General features: G+C 71.0%; 18 protein-coding genes. 5 read left to right on the top strand and 13 right to left on the bottom strand.

Going from position 1 to position 14,799, the window contains the following annotated elements; all coding sequences use genetic code 11:
* The first annotated feature begins 13 nt into the window (after positions 1–13).
* Positions 14–838: an enoyl-CoA hydratase/isomerase family protein gene (locus ACPCJR_RS09380; protein ID WP_391511903.1), complete on the top strand. Its 825-nt coding sequence runs from the start codon at positions 14–16 to the stop codon at positions 836–838.
* A 12-nt stretch (positions 839–850) separates the two neighbouring features.
* Here the strand turns inward: ACPCJR_RS09380 and ACPCJR_RS09375 are convergent, their stop codons facing one another.
* Positions 851–1,549 (bottom strand): GntR family transcriptional regulator, encoded by a 699-nt coding sequence (locus ACPCJR_RS09375; RefSeq protein ID WP_391511902.1) that lies wholly within the window; start codon positions 1,547–1,549, stop codon positions 851–853.
* Between the two features lie 264 nt (positions 1,550–1,813).
* Here ACPCJR_RS09375 and ACPCJR_RS09370 point away from each other — a divergent pair, with 264 nt between their 5' ends.
* Positions 1,814–2,857 (top strand): threonine aldolase family protein, encoded by a 1,044-nt coding sequence (locus ACPCJR_RS09370; RefSeq protein ID WP_391511901.1) that lies wholly within the window; start codon positions 1,814–1,816, stop codon positions 2,855–2,857.
* A 91-nt stretch (positions 2,858–2,948) separates the two neighbouring features.
* On the opposite strand, the gene ACPCJR_RS09365 is transcribed toward ACPCJR_RS09370, so the two are convergent.
* The 5 genes from ACPCJR_RS09365 to ACPCJR_RS09345 all read right to left on the bottom strand — a co-directional run bounded on the left by ACPCJR_RS09365 (position 2,949) and on the right by ACPCJR_RS09345 (position 7,308).
* The gene (locus tag ACPCJR_RS09365) at positions 2,949–3,494 is read right to left on the bottom strand and encodes a DUF4142 domain-containing protein (RefSeq protein ID WP_391511900.1); all 546 of its coding nucleotides are present in this window, start codon (positions 3,492–3,494) and stop codon (positions 2,949–2,951) included.
* A gap of 86 nt (positions 3,495–3,580) precedes the next feature.
* Positions 3,581–4,708, bottom strand: a complete 1,128-nt coding sequence (locus tag ACPCJR_RS09360; RefSeq protein ID WP_391511899.1) for a carboxylate-amine ligase — start codon at positions 4,706–4,708, stop codon at positions 3,581–3,583.
* 76 nt (positions 4,709–4,784) lie between these two features.
* Positions 4,785–5,153, bottom strand: coding sequence for a hypothetical protein (locus ACPCJR_RS09355; protein WP_391511898.1), 369 nt, complete (start codon positions 5,151–5,153; stop codon positions 4,785–4,787).
* Positions 5,150–6,793: a S10 family peptidase gene (locus ACPCJR_RS09350; protein WP_391511897.1), complete on the bottom strand. Its 1,644-nt coding sequence runs from the start codon at positions 6,791–6,793 to the stop codon at positions 5,150–5,152. Before ACPCJR_RS09350 ends, ACPCJR_RS09355 begins: the two co-directional genes overlap by 4 nt.
* A gap of 62 nt (positions 6,794–6,855) precedes the next feature.
* Positions 6,856–7,308: a DNA polymerase III subunit chi gene (locus ACPCJR_RS09345; RefSeq protein WP_391511896.1), complete on the bottom strand. Its 453-nt coding sequence runs from the start codon at positions 7,306–7,308 to the stop codon at positions 6,856–6,858.
* A gap of 162 nt (positions 7,309–7,470) precedes the next feature.
* Between ACPCJR_RS09345 and ACPCJR_RS09340 the strand changes: the two genes are divergently transcribed.
* Entirely contained in the window at positions 7,471–7,758 is a 288-nt protein-coding gene (locus ACPCJR_RS09340; protein WP_391511895.1) for a hypothetical protein, read from the top strand.
* 69 nt (positions 7,759–7,827) lie between these two features.
* Here ACPCJR_RS09340 and ACPCJR_RS09335 read toward each other — a convergent pair whose 3' ends face one another.
* The 5 genes from ACPCJR_RS09335 to secG form a co-directional block, all read right to left on the bottom strand.
* Positions 7,828–8,994 carry a glutathionylspermidine synthase family protein gene (locus ACPCJR_RS09335; protein WP_391511894.1) on the bottom strand — a complete coding sequence of 389 codons (1,167 nt, stop codon included), beginning with the start codon at positions 8,992–8,994 and terminating at the stop codon, positions 7,828–7,830.
* Positions 8,994–9,635 (bottom strand): DUF1190 domain-containing protein, encoded by a 642-nt coding sequence (locus tag ACPCJR_RS09330; RefSeq protein WP_391511893.1) that lies wholly within the window; start codon positions 9,633–9,635, stop codon positions 8,994–8,996. The genes ACPCJR_RS09335 and ACPCJR_RS09330 overlap by 1 nt, the downstream gene beginning before the upstream one ends.
* A gap of 4 nt (positions 9,636–9,639) precedes the next feature.
* A complete protein-coding gene (locus ACPCJR_RS09325; RefSeq protein WP_391511892.1) occupies positions 9,640–10,038 on the bottom strand; it encodes a DUF350 domain-containing protein in 399 nt (132 codons plus the stop codon).
* 16 nt (positions 10,039–10,054) lie between these two features.
* A complete protein-coding gene (locus ACPCJR_RS09320) occupies positions 10,055–11,683 on the bottom strand; it encodes a CTP synthase (RefSeq protein WP_391511891.1) in 1,629 nt (542 codons plus the stop codon).
* Positions 11,684–11,884: 201 nt separating this feature from the next.
* Positions 11,885–12,364, bottom strand: a complete 480-nt coding sequence (gene secG, locus ACPCJR_RS09315) for a preprotein translocase subunit SecG (RefSeq protein ID WP_391511890.1) — start codon at positions 12,362–12,364, stop codon at positions 11,885–11,887.
* Between the two features lie 224 nt (positions 12,365–12,588).
* Between secG and ACPCJR_RS09310 the strand changes: the two genes are divergently transcribed.
* Together ACPCJR_RS09310 and ACPCJR_RS09305 are read left to right on the top strand one after the other, a co-directional pair.
* Positions 12,589–12,870 (top strand): hypothetical protein, encoded by a 282-nt coding sequence (locus ACPCJR_RS09310; protein ID WP_391511889.1) that lies wholly within the window; start codon positions 12,589–12,591, stop codon positions 12,868–12,870.
* Between the two features lie 83 nt (positions 12,871–12,953).
* Positions 12,954–13,436, top strand: coding sequence for a hydrolase (locus tag ACPCJR_RS09305; RefSeq protein WP_391511888.1), 483 nt, complete (start codon positions 12,954–12,956; stop codon positions 13,434–13,436).
* On the opposite strand, the gene ACPCJR_RS09300 is transcribed toward ACPCJR_RS09305, so the two are convergent.
* On the bottom strand, positions 13,334–13,861 hold the full coding sequence (locus ACPCJR_RS09300) for a Tsi3 family protein (RefSeq protein WP_391511887.1): 528 nt from the start codon (positions 13,859–13,861) through the stop codon (positions 13,334–13,336). The two genes, ACPCJR_RS09305 and ACPCJR_RS09300, sit on opposite strands and share 103 nt — an antisense overlap.
* On the bottom strand, positions 13,861–14,625 hold the full coding sequence (gene tpiA, locus ACPCJR_RS09295; protein ID WP_391511886.1) for a triose-phosphate isomerase: 765 nt from the start codon (positions 14,623–14,625) through the stop codon (positions 13,861–13,863). Before tpiA ends, ACPCJR_RS09300 begins: the two co-directional genes overlap by 1 nt.
* Positions 14,626–14,799: the final 174 nt, after the last annotated feature.

Here is a 14,799-nt window from a genome sequence, read left to right as displayed (position 1 = left end):
CGAGGGACGCCCCATGACCGCTGACGCCGAGACCGCACCGACCGACGAACTCCTGTTCGCGGTGGACGAGGCGGGCATCGCCCGCATCACCCTCAACCGGCCGAAGGCGCGCAACGCGCTCACCTTCGCGATGTATCGCGGGCTGGTCGAGCTGTGCGAGCGGATCGAGGCGGATCGCGCGATCAAGGCGGTGATCGTCACGGGCGCGGGCGACAAGGCCTTCGCCGCCGGCACCGACATCTCCCAGTTCCGCGCCTTCGACAAGCCGGAGGACGCGCTCGGCTACGAACGCTTCATGGACCGGGTGCTCGGCAGCCTGGAATCCTTGAGGGTGCCGACCATCGCCGCGGTCGCGGGGGCCTGCACCGGGGGCGGCGCGGCCATCGCGGCGGCCTGCGACATGCGCATCGCCAGCCGCGATGCCCGCTTCGGCATCCCCATCGCCCGCACCCTCGGCAATTGCCTGTCGCAGAACACGCTCCGCCGGCTCGTGAGCCTGATCGGCGCCCCGCGGGTGAAGGACATCCTGTTCACCGCCCGCCTGGTCGAGGCGCCGGAGGCGCTGGCGATCGGGCTCGTCAACGAGGTGGTGGAGGATGCCGCCGCCGTGCAGGCCCGGGCCGGGGCGCTCGCGACCCTGCTCGCGAGCCACGCGCCGCTCACCCTCCAGGCGACCAAGGAAGGCCTGCGCCGCATCGCCCAGGAGGGCGCGCCCGAGGCGTCCGAGGGCGAGCGGCCCGGGGACGACCTGATCGTGATGACCTACATGAGCGAGGATTTTCGCGAGGGCATGGAAGCCTTCCTCGCCAAGCGCCCGCCGAACTTCAAGGGGCGCTGACGGGCGGCGCCCTCATCGCGCCGCCGAGGCCGGCTCGGCCCCCTCCTCGCCGTACATCGCTGCGATCACCGGCTTCTTCGAGCGGATGTGCCGCCGCATCAGGGCCGCCAGCGCATCCCCGTCCCCGGCGCGCAGGAGCGGGATCATCCGCTCGTGCTCGTCGACCGCCTGGGCCCACTGCTCCTCGGTCTGGTGCGCCATGTAGCGGGAGCGCTGGATGCGGCCCGTCAAGCCCATATACAGGCTGTACAATTTCGAGTTGCGGCTGGCCAGCATGATGGCCTCGTGGATCTCCCGGTTCAGCCGGAAGTAGACCGCCTCGTCGCGGTTCTGCCACGCGGCCATCATGCCCCGGTGCTTCTCCTCGATCTGGGCCAGATCGTCCTCGGTGATGGTGCGACAGGCGATGTCGCAGGCCGTTGCCTCCAGTCCGGCGATGATCTCGATCATCTCTTCGAGTTCGTTGCGCGAGATGCTCGCGACCCGGGCGCCGCGATTGGGCAGGAGTTCGAGCAACCCTTCCGTGGCGAGGATCTTGATCGCCTCTCGCAAGGGCGTGCGCGAGATGCCGAACCGCTCGGTCAACTCGCTCTCGTTGACGCGGGCGCGCGGTTCCAGTTCGCCTTCGTTGATCAACTCGCGCATGCGGTCCGCCACCTCGTCGTGCAGGTAGCGGCGGCTGATCCCGATACTGGGCTCAATTCTATTCATCGAGCACTCAAATCATTTTTAATGCGATACTTCGCGTCACTAGCTCTAGGCACGACGCCAACGCCTGTCGAGATACGGCGGCCTGCCCAACTCCCTGGGACACATCAAAATGCTTGTGAGGTCGGTCGGGGATCGGGCGGTGCCGCGGCGCGTCACGCTTGCCGCGGATTGTATTTTTCATGCATGACCGGCTGAGCGATCGCCCGGTTTGCACCGACTCCGCCGGAGCCGACGGGTGAGGGCCTGCCACGGGACAGACACGCGATGATCGACCTGTTCAGCGACACGCAGACGCGGCCGACCCCGGGCATGCGCGAGGCCATGGCCCGGGCGGACGTCGGCGACGAGCAGTCGGGCTCGGACCCGACGACCAACGCCCTGTGCGAGCGGGTGGCGGAACTGCTCGGCATGGAGGCGGGCGTGTTCATGCCGTCCGGCACGATGTGCAACCTCGCCTCGATCCTGGTGCATTGCCGGCCCGGCGACGAGATCGTGGTCGACGATCAGTCCCACATCTACAACACGGAGGCCGCGGGCGCGGCGGCGGTCGGGGGGGTCTCGGTCAAGGCCCTGCCGACGCGGGTGGGGTTGTTCACCCTGGCGCAGGTCGAGGCGGCGATCCGGGTTCCGCAGCGCACGGCGCCGCGCTCCCGGCTCGTGTCGATCGAGCAGACCACGAGCTTTTCCGGCGGCACGGTCTGGGACGTGGGCGAGATGCGCCTGATCCGCGACTACGCCCAGGCGCGCGGGCTCAAGGCCCATATCGACGGTGCCCGGCTGCTGAACGCGGTCGTCGCCACGGGCATCGCCGCGGCCGATTACGCGGCCGGCTTCGACAGCGCCTGGATCGATCTCAGCAAGGGGCTCGGCTGCCCGGTCGGGGCCGTGCTGTGCGGCTCGGCCGACTTCGTGGAGCGGGCCTGGCAGTGGAAGTACCGGCTCGGCGGCGCCATGCGCCAGTCGGGCGTGCTGGCGGCGGCGGGGCTCTACGCCCTCGACCACCACATGACGCAGCTCGCCGAGGACAACGCCAATGCCGGCCGCCTGCACCGGGCCATCGCCGACGTGCCCGGCCTCGGCTTCGATCCGACGGCGGGGCAGTCGAACATCCTGTGCTTCACGGTGGAGGCGTTGGGCATCCCGGCTGCCGCCTTCGCCGCCGCCTGTCTCGAAGACGGCGTGCGGGTGCGCGCCATCGGCACGCATCAGATCCGGGCCACCGCCAATCTCGACGTGGACCGGGCCGGCATCGAGCGGGCGGCGGAGGTCATCCGCGCCAAGGCGACGATGTTCGGCCAACGCTCGTAGCGCGTCCGGCCCACGCCGTTTTCGGGCGTTTCGCTTGGCCCGAGGCAAGGGCGGTCCGCCCGAAGACGAACCGCCGCACGTCGCGAAAGACCTACTTCTTGTTGTCGAGGTCCTGGGCCATCTTCAGGTGCTCGTCCAGGTGCGGCTTCGTCTTGACGGCGAAGGCCTTGAGCGCCGCGTTGTCGCCGCTGTCGGCGTAGCGCTTGTAGAGGTCGACGGCGTTCTTGTGACCGGTGACCTGATCGTCGTGATACTGCTTCGTGAAGTCGTCGCCGCTCAGGCCCTTGAGCTTGTCGATCTTGCTCTGGTGGGCCGAATCCAGCGCGGTCGGGATGTTCAGCTTCATGTCGCCCGTCTGCACGACGGATTTCAGCTCGTCCGAGACCTTTTTATGGTCGTCGATCATCTTCTTGGCGTAGGCCTTGGTCTTCTCGTCGGCCTTCTCGAGCGCGAGCTTGCTCGACTCGGTCTCGAAGATGTCGCTGATCACGGCCTGGGTCACGAAGTCCTGGGACGAGGGCGCGACCCCGATCAGCGAGTTCACGCCGGTCTTCTCCCCAACCGACTGGGCATGGGCCGGCATCCCCGCCGCGCCCAGCAGGAGCAGGCAGGCGGCGGCGGTGATTGACGTTCTCATGGAAGTCTCCTCAAGGCGAACGCGGATGTGCTTGGGCAACCGGAGCGCGCCTTCGAGGTTCCTGTTCGATGCCCTATGCCGCGCCCTCAGAGGGCGCAGTCGGCGGTCTCGCGGGCGAGCCAGTCGATGACGCAGGAGAGCGCCTTGCGCTCGCTGCTCCCCGCCGCCAGCGACGCCTCGTAGGCGCGGATCTGCCCGTCCGCGCTGGAGCCGCACTCGACGATGGTGAGCGCGTGGGCGACCTGCGCGGCGCAGCCGAGCGCCGCCGCATCCTCCGCCACGAGGTCGAGCAGGCGCTCGACGAGCCGGCGCAGGGGCACGGCCTCGTCCGCCGCCTCGTCGATCAGGGCGGCGTGGATGCCCTCGCGCTGCACCCGCCAGAGGTTCTCCATCACGAAGCCGCGCGAGGCGCCGGTCGGCCCGGCATTCAGCTCGGGCCGGCGCACGCAGAGCTGCACGAGGCAGCGGTAGAGGGCGGCGATCGCCAGCGTGTCCTTGAGGCGGGTGCAGCTGTCGGCCACCCGTAATTCCAGGGTCGGGTACCGGACCGAGGGGCGGATGTGCCACCACAGGAAGGTCGCGTCCTCGATCGCGCCGGCCCGCGTCATCACCCGCACGTAGCGCTCGAAATCCGCATCGTCGGCGAACAGCTCGGGCAATCCGGTGCGCGGCAGCTCGGCATAGGCCCGCAGGCGGTAGCCCGCCAGCCCGGTGCGGTGGCGCTCGTAGAAGGGCGAGGAGGTCGAGAGTGCCAGGAGAACGGGGAGGAACGGCATCAGCCGGTTGATCAGCGCGATCCGCTGGCCCGGCTCGGGCACCTCGACATGGATATGAAGGCCGCTGACGATGGAGCGCCGCCCCACCATCTGAAGCGTCTCGATCATCCTGCGGTAGCGGACCTTGGCGGTCTCGCGCTGGTCGGTCCAGACCGCCGTCGGGTGGGTGCCGGCGGCGAAGACCTTCAGGCCGTGCTCGCGGCCGATGGCGCACAGGCCGGTGCGCAGCTTGGCCAGCGCCTCGTGCGTCTCCGCGAAGCTCGTCGAGGGCTTGGAGCAGATCTCCGCCTGGCTCTCCAGCAATTCGCGCTCGACGCCGTCGAGGCGGCTGCGCGCCGCCTTGTGGAAGTCGGAGACCGATTCGCGTGGCGCCGAGCGAGTGCGGCCGTCCGCCAGGAACAGCTCTTCCTCGATCCCGAACCGATACTCGTGAGCCATGGCTTCTCGCCTTCCGCCCGGCGGTTCACAGAACCGGCCGAGGGACAAGCAAGCGCCAGCCCAGTCGGGTCCCGCGCTAACGTACGATACGATCGAGGCGGTTGTTCACGAAGAAATACAGCTCCTTGGCGCCGGGCTCCATGTAGAGCACCTGCACCTCGCGTCCCGAGCGCCCCTCGCCGATCAGCACGTCGGTGGGCGGGCGGCCCTTCAGGCGCACGAGTTCGCACTCGCCGATGCCGGTCTCGATGGCGGCCGCGCCGCCCGGTGCCGTTCCCGTGCAGGCGCCGCTCCCGTCGAGCACCGGTCCGGAGACGGCGTGCGCGGCCGGGGCGGCGGGGAGCACGGCGCTCGGCGGGGGCGGCGGCCGAAGCGGCGCCGCGCGCTCGGACGTGGTGCAGCCCGCCAGGAGGAGGATGGGGATCAGCGCGGTCGGTCGTCTCAAGGCGTCGGTCTCTTCTCCGGTCCGGTCTCGCCCGTCGCCCGCCCGGGGCGGGCGCTTCCGTCGGAGCGGGCCTCCAGGGCGCGGGCGAACAGGTCGGCCGCATCGTCGTGGAAGGCGTTGCGGGAATCGGGCCGCGTGTAGAACATGTGGCCGCCGGGATAAACGGAGAGCTTCAGCCGGTCGCCCGTTCCGTAGGCGGGCACTTGGTCGATCAGCAGCTTCGAGGCGAAGTAGGGAGTCACGAGGTCGGTGAAGCCGTGCACCACGAGGACCCGCAGGGTCCCGTCGAGGGCGAGAACGTCTTTCAGCGCGCCCATCACCTCCGGGGCCGAGCGGCCCGAGCCCCAGTTCCAGCCGCGATTGACCGCGCCGTTCAGCAGTTCGTAGCGCATGTTCTCGACGCGCCAGTTCAAACGGCCGGTATAGAGCTGCACCATGGCGGTGGTGAGCGGCGCCTGGAGCGCGGTCAGCACCGGATCCTCGAAGCCCGAATGGGGCGCGGTCGGATCGGGGTCCCAGCCGGTCACGCCCGTATCGTAGGCGGAGGCGACGCGGCCCATGTCCCGCCCGATCTCGCGCTGGTAGCTGTGGACCGTGGGCCGCCCCGCCTGCAGCCGCACGGTCTCGGGGTCGAGGCCGATCAGCGCCGCGACCTTGCCCGTCAGCCGGGCCACCGCCTCGCGGTCGCTCGGACCCTTCAGCAGGTCGGTGAGATATTCCCCGGCCGCGTAGCTCTCCGCGTCGCGCATCAGCGCGCGGCTCGGCGTCGTGCCGGAGCGCTCCAGGGCCGCGGCGGCGAAGGAGGGGAGCTTGGTGACGAAGCCCCAGGGCGTCGTACGGGCGGTCTGCAGCCAGTTGAAATCGAGCACGGGCGAGACGAGCACGAGGCCCGACAGCCCCACGCCCACGTCCTGCTGGAGTTTCTGCGCGATCAGCGGTCCGCGAAAGCCCCCGTAGCTCTCGCCGACGAAGAATTTCGGGGAAGCGAGCCGGTCGTTCTGGCGCAGGTAGCGGGCGATGGCGGCGGCGAGGACGGAGGCATCGGAATCGACGCCCCAGTACTTCTTGGCGTCCCCGTCCGCGGCGCGGCTGTAGCCGGTGCCCACGGGATCGATGAAGACGAGGTCGGTGAAGTCGAGCCAGGTGGCCGGGTTCGGCTGCAGGGCGATCGACTGCGAGGGGCTGATCGAGGCGCCGTCGGTCGGCAGGCGCCAGGGGCCGATCGCGCCGATGTTGAGATAGGCCGAGGCCGCGCCGGGTCCGCCGTTGACGCCGAAGGTGACGGGCCGCTCGGCGCGCTCCTCGGGCTTGCCGGCCTTCTGATAGGCGATGAAGGCGATCTCGGACTGGAGCTTGCCGTCCTCGTCGACCAGCGCGAGGCTGCCGGCGGTGGCGGTGAAGCCGAGCTTTCGCCCGTTCGGCAGGTCGAGGCTGTGCTCGGTGGTCGAATCCGGCGGCAGGCGGCGCCCCTCGGGCGCCTTGCGGGCGGGGCCCTGCTCCTGTCGCGGCCCCTGAGCCGGCGGCTGGCCGTGCTGGGCGAGGACGGGAAGCGGGCCGAGGCCGACGGCGACGCAGAGCAGGCCGGCGAGGCCGATCCGGATCGCGCGGGGCGGACGAGGGGGCGTGAGGGGCTGCGTCATGACTCGTCTCATGGCTCGTCTGCGATCCTCGTCGGGGTTCGATGGGAGGCGGGGCGCTCGCCTCACGCCTTCTTGGTCCAACGCCCGCTCTCGTCCTGCTGCCAGTAGTCGACCGCGTGCCCGGCGGCCTTGGCGCCGCGCCACTGCTCGCGGGCATGGAGCAGGGCGTCCGTGTCGGTGCCGTCGAACAGGATGCAGATCCGCTGGTAGGCCCCGGCATCCTCCGGCAGCTCCGCTCCCTCGACCAGAAAGCGGATCGAGGCGCCGTTGGGATTGATCTCCCTCAAGGTCAGCACGACGGGCTGTGTCGCCGCATCGGTGTCGCGGTCGGTGCCGTGGGGCAGGAAGCTCTCGTCGGTGTAGGTCCACAGGCCGTCGTCGAGCGCCTGCAGCCGCTCCTCGGTCACGGCCTGGATGGCCGCCTGCCAGCCGCGCTCCAGCGACTTCTCGAGCAGGTTGGGCAGCACCTTCTCGAGGGGCTGGCGCTGGAGGTGGTAGAAGAGGATCTCGGTCACGGCTCGGCTGCATATAGGGTTCGGCGGTCCACCGGCAGTGCGGACGCAGCGTCGCGGTCGCTCGAATTCCGGCCCGGCGGGCCTCGTGGCGGCTTCGCTCTGAAACAATGCCTGCGGCGGCGGGTTCGTCCTCCACAATCGATTCAAGGGAAGGAACGAACCATGCCGACCAACGATCTCACCAAGACCCTGGCGCTGGCCGCCGCGCTGACCCTCGCCGTCTCGGGGGCGGCCCTCGCCCAATCGAGCACCGGCAAGGGCGGCACCGGCGGCACCACGGACAGCGCCAGCCCCGTGCGCAACAACACCGGCAACAGCATGCGGCCGACCAACGACAACCCCGGCGCCACCACGGGCTCGACGGGCACCATGGCCCCGGGCGCCACGACCGGCGGGACGATGGGCACCAGCGGCGCAGGCGGCGCCTCGGGTGGCACCGGCGCCCGCTGAGCGGGACTGAAGTCGCGGGGGTGACGGGGCCGGAGCCGATCCGGCCCCCTTTCCCTTGCGCGGGCGCTCTCAGGCCGGCTCGATGAGGTGCGGCACGAACAGCGCGCCGTCGCCGGTGATCGGGCCGTCCGACTCGCGGATGCAGAGGCCGGCCGGCGCATCACCGACGATCCAGGCGCCGACCAGCGGGCGCCGCCCGTCGAAGAAGGGCAGCTCCGCCAGCCCCTGGCGGATGAAACCCTCCGCGCCGTAGGGCCCCTCCTCCCCGGCGATGCGGGCGCCCTCCCCCGAGAAGATCTCGACATTGGCGCCCTCGCGCGAGAGCAGCGGCTTGCGCACATGGGCGCCGCTCACGCTGGCGCAGGCCGGGTCCGCCTCGAAAAAGGCCGGCAGCAGGTTCGGGTGGCCCGGTTCGCGCGCCCAGAGATGGGCGAGCAGGCCCTTGTTGGAGAGCACCATCTTCCAGGGCGGTTCGAGGAAGCGCGTGGACGAGGCGGCCACCGCCGCGCCGAAGGCGTCCTGGAAGGCCCATTCCCAGGGGTAGAGCTTGAACAGCGTCGCGACGGGGCGCTCGTCCGGCCCGCAGAAGGCGCCGTCGGCCCGCAGGCCGATCTGCGCGAGGTCGAGCAGCACGGTCTCGCGGCCCGCCTGCACCGCGCAATCCTGGAGGTAGGCCACCGTGCCGAGATCCTCCGGCCCGCTCGTGTCGGCGGCAAAGGCCGTCAGCCCCGGCGCCACGATCTCGGTCAGGCGCGCGATCAGCCGTTCGTGGATCGCGTTGAACTGATCGCTGCCCGCCCGCAGCCGTCCGTCCCGCAGGCCTTGCTCCAGCCAGTGCCACTGGAAGACGGCGCTCTCGTAGAGGGCGGTCGGCGTATCGGCGTTGTATTCGAGGAGCTTCGCCGGCCCCGTGCCGCCGTAGGAGAAGTCGAGCCGGCCGTACAGGCTCGGATCGCCCCGGCGCCAGCTCGTGCGCACCGCGTCCCAGGCCGCCTCGGGGATGCGCAGCGAGGCGAGGATGCGCTCGTCCTCCACCGCCGCGGCGGCGAAGTCGAGGCAGAGGGCGTGCAGCTCGGCGGCCGGGGCCTCGATGTCGTCCTCGATCTCGCGCAGGCTGAAGGCGTAGGCGTAGCTCTCGTCCCAGTAGGGCGCGCCGTCGATGGTGTGGAAGGCAAAGCCCGCCGCTTCCGCGATCGCCCGCCAGCCGGGCCGCTCTCCGCAGGCGAGGCGTCGCATCAGCTGCCGCCGAAGGAGGAGAAGCCCTTGCCGCTGCTCCCGAAGCCGCCGAACGAGACCTTGCTGCCGGGGGAGGACGCGTGGACCTTGCCCGACGAGGCGGAGCCGCCCGATCCCGTCGAGACCTTCGTGCCGGAACCGGTGCAGTAGCTTCCGCCATGGCCGCCATGGCCGCTGGCGTGGTCGTAGACGGGCTCGGGCGTGACGCCCTGCGCGGCGCTGCGGCCGATCATGTAGCCCGCCATGCGCGGCACGAAGCGGAGCGAGCCGACCGCCGTCGCGTCGTCGAGGCAGCGGGACCCGCCGTGGTGGCGCTCGCAGGCGCCCTGGCTGTCGTAGTGCGGCGCCGTGCCCGGATAGGCGGCGCGGGCGATGCGGTACTCGCTGTGGCATTCGCCCGCCGGCCGGATGCCCTCGGCGGCGCAGGCGGACGGATCGGCATAGACCAGAACGTCCCGGGACGGGGCGGTCCGGGTGACGCTGCCGAGGCTGAGCGCGGCGAGGCCGGCGCCCGCCACGAGCACGGTCGAGACCGTCTGCGAGCGCTTGATCGCGCCCCTGTCGGGCGGGGTGACGGCCGGCGCGGGCTCGCCCGATATCCGGCGGCCGAAGCGTTTCGCGGGCGCGCGCTCGTCCGCCACGGCGTCAGTAGCTCATGCAGGCGGCGTTCACGAGGCCGCCCGCCAGGGAGGCGGCCCCGAGCAGCACCGCCGGCGCCGTTTCCCCCTCGTCGATGCGCCGGGACAGCTCGGGCAGCAGCGGCCGCATCAGCCAGTAGACGGCGACCTGCACGACGAGGGCGACGAGCCCCCAGACGATGCAGTCGAGGAGCGAGCCGGAATAGCGCACTGCCGCCGAGAGAGGGATCGCGTAGCCGAGCAGGCTTCCCCCGAGGGCGAGCGCGGCGGCGAGGTTGCCCTCGCGCACCAGGGCGATCTCCCGATGCGCGGTCGCGGTGAGGTAGGTGACGAGGTAGAGGGCAACGAGCCCCAGCGAGACGGCGAAGTAGGCCAGGAAGGCCGGCAGGCCCGCGATCGTCGTCACCCTGTCGCTCCTCGCCTCAGACCAATCGGCTCTGCTCGATCGCCGCGGCGATGAAGCCCTTGAACAAAGGGTGCGGCTCGAAGGGACGCGACTTCAGCTCCGGGTGGAACTGGACGCCGATGAACCACGGATGGCCCTCGTGCTCCACCGTTTCGGGCAGGAGCCCGTCCGGCGAGGTGCCGGAGAAGCGCAGGCCCTTGGCCTCCAGGCACTCGCGGTAGGCCATGTTGACCTCGTAGCGGTGCCGGTGGCGCTCCGAGATCTCGGTGCCGCCGTACATCTGCGCGATCTTGGTGCCCGCACCGAGCGTCGCCTTGTAGGCGCCGAGCCGCATGGTGCCGCCGAGGTCGCTCTCGGCCGCGCGCCGCTCCAGCTCGTTGCCGCGCATCCACTCGGTGAGGAGGCCGACCACCGGCTCGCGGGTCTCGCCGAACTCGGTGGAATTGGCGCTCTCGATGCCGGCGAGCGAGCGGGCCGCCTCGATCACGGCCATCTGCATGCCGAAGCAGATGCCGAAATACGGGATGTTGCGCTCTCTCGCGTAGCGGGCCGCGCGGATCTTGCCCTCCGCGCCGCGCTGGCCGAAGCCGCCGGGCACGAGGATGCCGTGCAAGCCTTCGAGGAACGGCGCCGGGTCCTCGCGCTCGAACACCTCCGCCTCGATCCATTCGAGGTTGACGCGCACGTTGTTGGCGATGCCGCCATGGGTCAGCGCCTCGGTGAGCGACTTGTAGGCGTCCTTGAGCCCCGTGTACTTGCCGACGATGGCGATGGTGACCTCGCCCTCGGGGTTGCGCACCCGTTCGAGGATGTTCTGCCAGCGCTCGAGCTTCGGCTCGCCCTCGGGCTCCATCTGGAAATGGGCCAGGATCTCCCGGTCGAGCCCCGCCTCGCGGTAGGAGAGCGGCACGGCGTAGATCGTGTCGACGTCGCGGGCCTCGATGACCGCGCTCTCCCGCACGTTGCAGAACAGGCCGAGCTTGCGCCGCTCGTCCACCGGGATCGGCCGGTCGCAGCGGCAGAGCAGGATGTCGGGCTGGATGCCGATGGAGCGCAGCTCCTTCACGGAGTGCTGCGTCGGCTTGGTCTTCAGCTCGCCGGCCGAGGGGATGTAGGGCAGCAGCGTGAGGTGCAGGTAGCAGACGCTGCCGCGCGGGCGCTCCTGGCCGATCTGGCGGATCGCCTCGAAGAAGGGCAGGCCCTCGATGTCGCCGACCGTGCCGCCGATCTCGACGAGCACGAAGTCGTACGCGTCGTTGCCGTCGAGGACGAAGGCCTTGATGGCGTTGGTGACGTGCGGGATCACCTGGATGGTGGCGCCGAGATAGTCGCCGCGCCGCTCCTTGGTGATGATGTCGAGGTAGATCCGCCCCGTGGTCACGTTGTCGGCGCGGCTCGCGGCCAAGCCGGTGAAGCGCTCGTAATGGCCCAGATCCAGGTCGGTCTCGGCGCCGTCGTCGGTGACGAAGACCTCGCCGTGCTGGGTCGGGCTCATCGTCCCCGGATCGACGTTGAGATAGGGGTCGAGCTTGCGCAGCCGCACCCGGTATCCGCGCGCCTGGAGCAGGGCCGCGAGGGCGGCGGAGGCGAGACCCTTGCCCAGGGAGGAAACCACGCCGCCGGTGATGAAGACGTACCGCGTCATGGGCTTTGGTCCATAAAGGGGCTCAAGCGATTCGCCAAACCGCAACGGTTGCCGCACCCCGCCGGCCGCGCGGAGAGCGACATGGGCGCAACGCCCCTGATGCCGTTGAGGAAATTCGTTCAGGGTCTCGCGGCCGAAGCACCGGCCGCGAGGGTCTTCTCCGCAGATCGTCCGACCGCCGGTGCGGCGGACGGGTCATCCTCAGCGCGATTGCGGCGCGTCGGGCGTCGCGGGGGCGGGCGCGGCCGGCGCAGGCGCCGCCGGTGCGGCAGGAGCCGGAGCCGCGGGAGCCGGGGTCGCCGCCTTGGCCGGCGCGTCGGTCGGGACCGAGCTCGGCTGGCCGGCGCCGCCCTGGCGCAGCGTGTCGAGCAGGTTGTCGGCGTTCACCGGCTTGTCGGTCTGCGTCTGGCCCTGCTGCTCGGTCCCGTCGAGGATCGAGCGCGGCGCGGCGCTGCGGTGGGCCATGATCGCGAGCGCGATGCTGGTGGTGAAGAACAGGGCCGCGAGGATCGCGGTGGCACGGGTCAGCGCGTTCGCCTGGCCGCGGCCGGTCATGAAGCCGGAGACGCCGCCGCCCCCGCCGCCGCCGAGCCCGAGACCACCCTCCGAGCGCTGAAGCAGCACCACGGCGATGAGCGACAGCACGATGATGAGGTGGACGACGATGAGGACGGTCTGCATTGCGATTCCAGTGCCCGCTCGGCGCGGACGCTCTCGGGGTGCGGCCTGCGAAACACTGGTCGCGCGCAAAAGCGGCGCGCCCGCGGGTTCCGCCGCACGAAGTGGGGGCTCCTACACCGTTTGCCCATCCGCGCCAACCGGGCATCGCGCCCCGAGGCGGGACAATCGCCTCCGGTCCGCGACCGTGGCTGGCCTTGCGGGCGCGCTCCGTGCGAAGGACGGAGATGACCGATTTCAGAGCCGAAGCCGGGCGCCTGCGCGCCTTCATCGACCGCGCCGACCGCGAGGAGATGGCCGCCGTCCAGACGGACCTCCTGCGCATCGCCCTGGATCGGCCCGATCCGGCGGGCCGGGCACGGGCGATGGATGAGCTGCAGGCCGCGCTCTCCGACGAGATCCGCCCGGACGCGATGAGCCCGCTGCAGCAGGCCTTCTACGTCGCGGTGCTCGCGATGATCGAGCGGACCAAGGAGGCGGTGGCCAAGTCGCCGGCCCGCGAGGCCTGAGCACGTCCCTGGACACCCGGCGCGAGCGACTTCCGGCCGGCGGGCAGGCCCTGCTCGTCGTCGATGTCCAGCCCGGCTTCCCCGTGCCGGAGGCGGTCGTCGCCGGGATCGCCGCGCTGAGCCGCCGGCTGCACACCGTCGCGACGGTGGAGCGGCACGACGAAGCGGTGACGCCCTTCGCGGGGCAGCTCGGCTGGACGCCGCCGGTGGACGCGGCGCCGCTGGTTCCGGCCGACCGGGTCTTCGTCAAGCACGGCTACCTGCCGCCCCCCGAGCTGATCGAGCATTTCAGGGCGGTGGGGGTGGAGCGCGTCCTCGTCTGCGGCGTGCAGGCCGAGACCTGCTGCCTCGCCGCCGGCTTCCTCTTGTTCGATGCCGGACTGCGCCCGACCCTGCTGCGATGGCTCAGCGTCGGGTCGTCCCTCGACCGCTCGGGCGCCCTCGGGGCCACCCTGTGGCGGCATCATTTCGGGAGCGTGCTGGACGGTCCGGAGGCGCTGCACCTTGCCGCCGCGAGCGCGAGCCAGGCGGGACCGAAATCGGGCTCCGCCCCGTCGTCCCGCTGAAGCCAAGCCTCCATCCGCACGCGGCCGTCCGTCATGGGCTTCTCGGCCACCAGCGTGCTCTCCTGGCCGCCCGAGCCCACGGTGTCCCGGTCCAGACGGTAGCGGACACGGTGTGGACCGAGGGTGCGGACCCTCGTCAGGGCGGCCGCATCACCGCCGGATCCCGGCCTGAGCCGGATCTCGAAGAGGGCGCGCCGGCCCTCCTGCCCGATCGGTTGCAGGACGAGGCCGTTCCGATCCTGCCGCGCGACGAATCCGTCGGGGATATCGACCGTCAAGCGGCACCCGCCTTCGGGCGCCTCGGCCGTGCTCGTCTCGGTCCCCGATGCGCCGCCGGGCGGAAGAAGCAGCGCCGCGATCGCGGCCAAGTGAGCCCACCGCCGCGCGCCCGCCGGGATGCGGCCGGCGGCAGATCCCGGCGACATCAGCCCTCGTAGGCGCGGCAGATCCCCAGAAAGTCTTCCGCCACGAGGCTGGCACCGCCGACCAGCGCGCCGTCGACATTCTCCACCGCCATCAACTCGCGGGCATTCGAGGGCTTCACCGAGCCGCCGTAGAGGATGCGGATCTTGTGGGCCTCGTGGCCGACCAGCTTGTCGAGCATCTCGCGCAGGGAGGCGTGGACCTCGGCGATCTCCTTGGCCGTCGGGGTGCGGCCGGAGCCGATGGCCCAGACCGGCTCGTAGGCGATCACCGTGTCCTCGCTGGTGGCGCCCTTCGGCAGGCCGATGGCGAGCTGCGCGCGCACGATGTCCAGCGCCCGGCCCTGCTGGCGCTCCTCCATGGTCTCGCCGACGCAGATGATGCCGCGCAGGCCCGCGCGCCGGGCGCCGAGCGCCTTGGCGTGGACGCCGTCATCGGTCTCGTAATGGTAGGCGCGCCGCTCGGAATGGCCGACGATGACGTAGGTCGCGCCGAGATCGGCGAACATCTCCGCTGAGATGGAGCCGGTGAAGGCGCCGTTCGGACGGGCGTGCAGGTTCTGGCCGCCGATGGCGACGGGCGAGCCGTAGGCTGCGGCGACGCAGGAGGAGATCAGCGTCGCGGGCGGGCAGATGAGGACGTCGATCTTCTCGACGAGCGCGGGCGACAACCCGTCGCGGATCGCCTCGACGATCGGGACGGAGGAGCGCAGGCCGTTCATCTTCCAGTTGCCGGCAACCAGCGGACGGCGTCCCTCGCTTGCCATGGTCTCTCGGTTCTCCGTTGTCTGGATGGTGAAGCTCGACCCTGTGCGGGCGGGCCTAGCAGAGCGGGCTTGGGCGCGCAAACGGGTCCACGGCCGTTCGCGTGACGCCGACGGCATGCCCTTTGCGCGGGCGCCCCGATCGTCTATCGCGAGGCTCGACACGGTCCCCGCGCT

The sequence above is a fragment of the Methylobacterium sp. NPDC097929 genome (assembly GCF_049543375.1).
Lineage (GTDB): Bacteria > Pseudomonadota > Alphaproteobacteria > Rhizobiales > Beijerinckiaceae > Methylobacterium.
The sequence above is the reverse complement of the archived record's forward strand: the minus strand, read 5'-3'. Positions and strand labels throughout refer to the sequence as shown.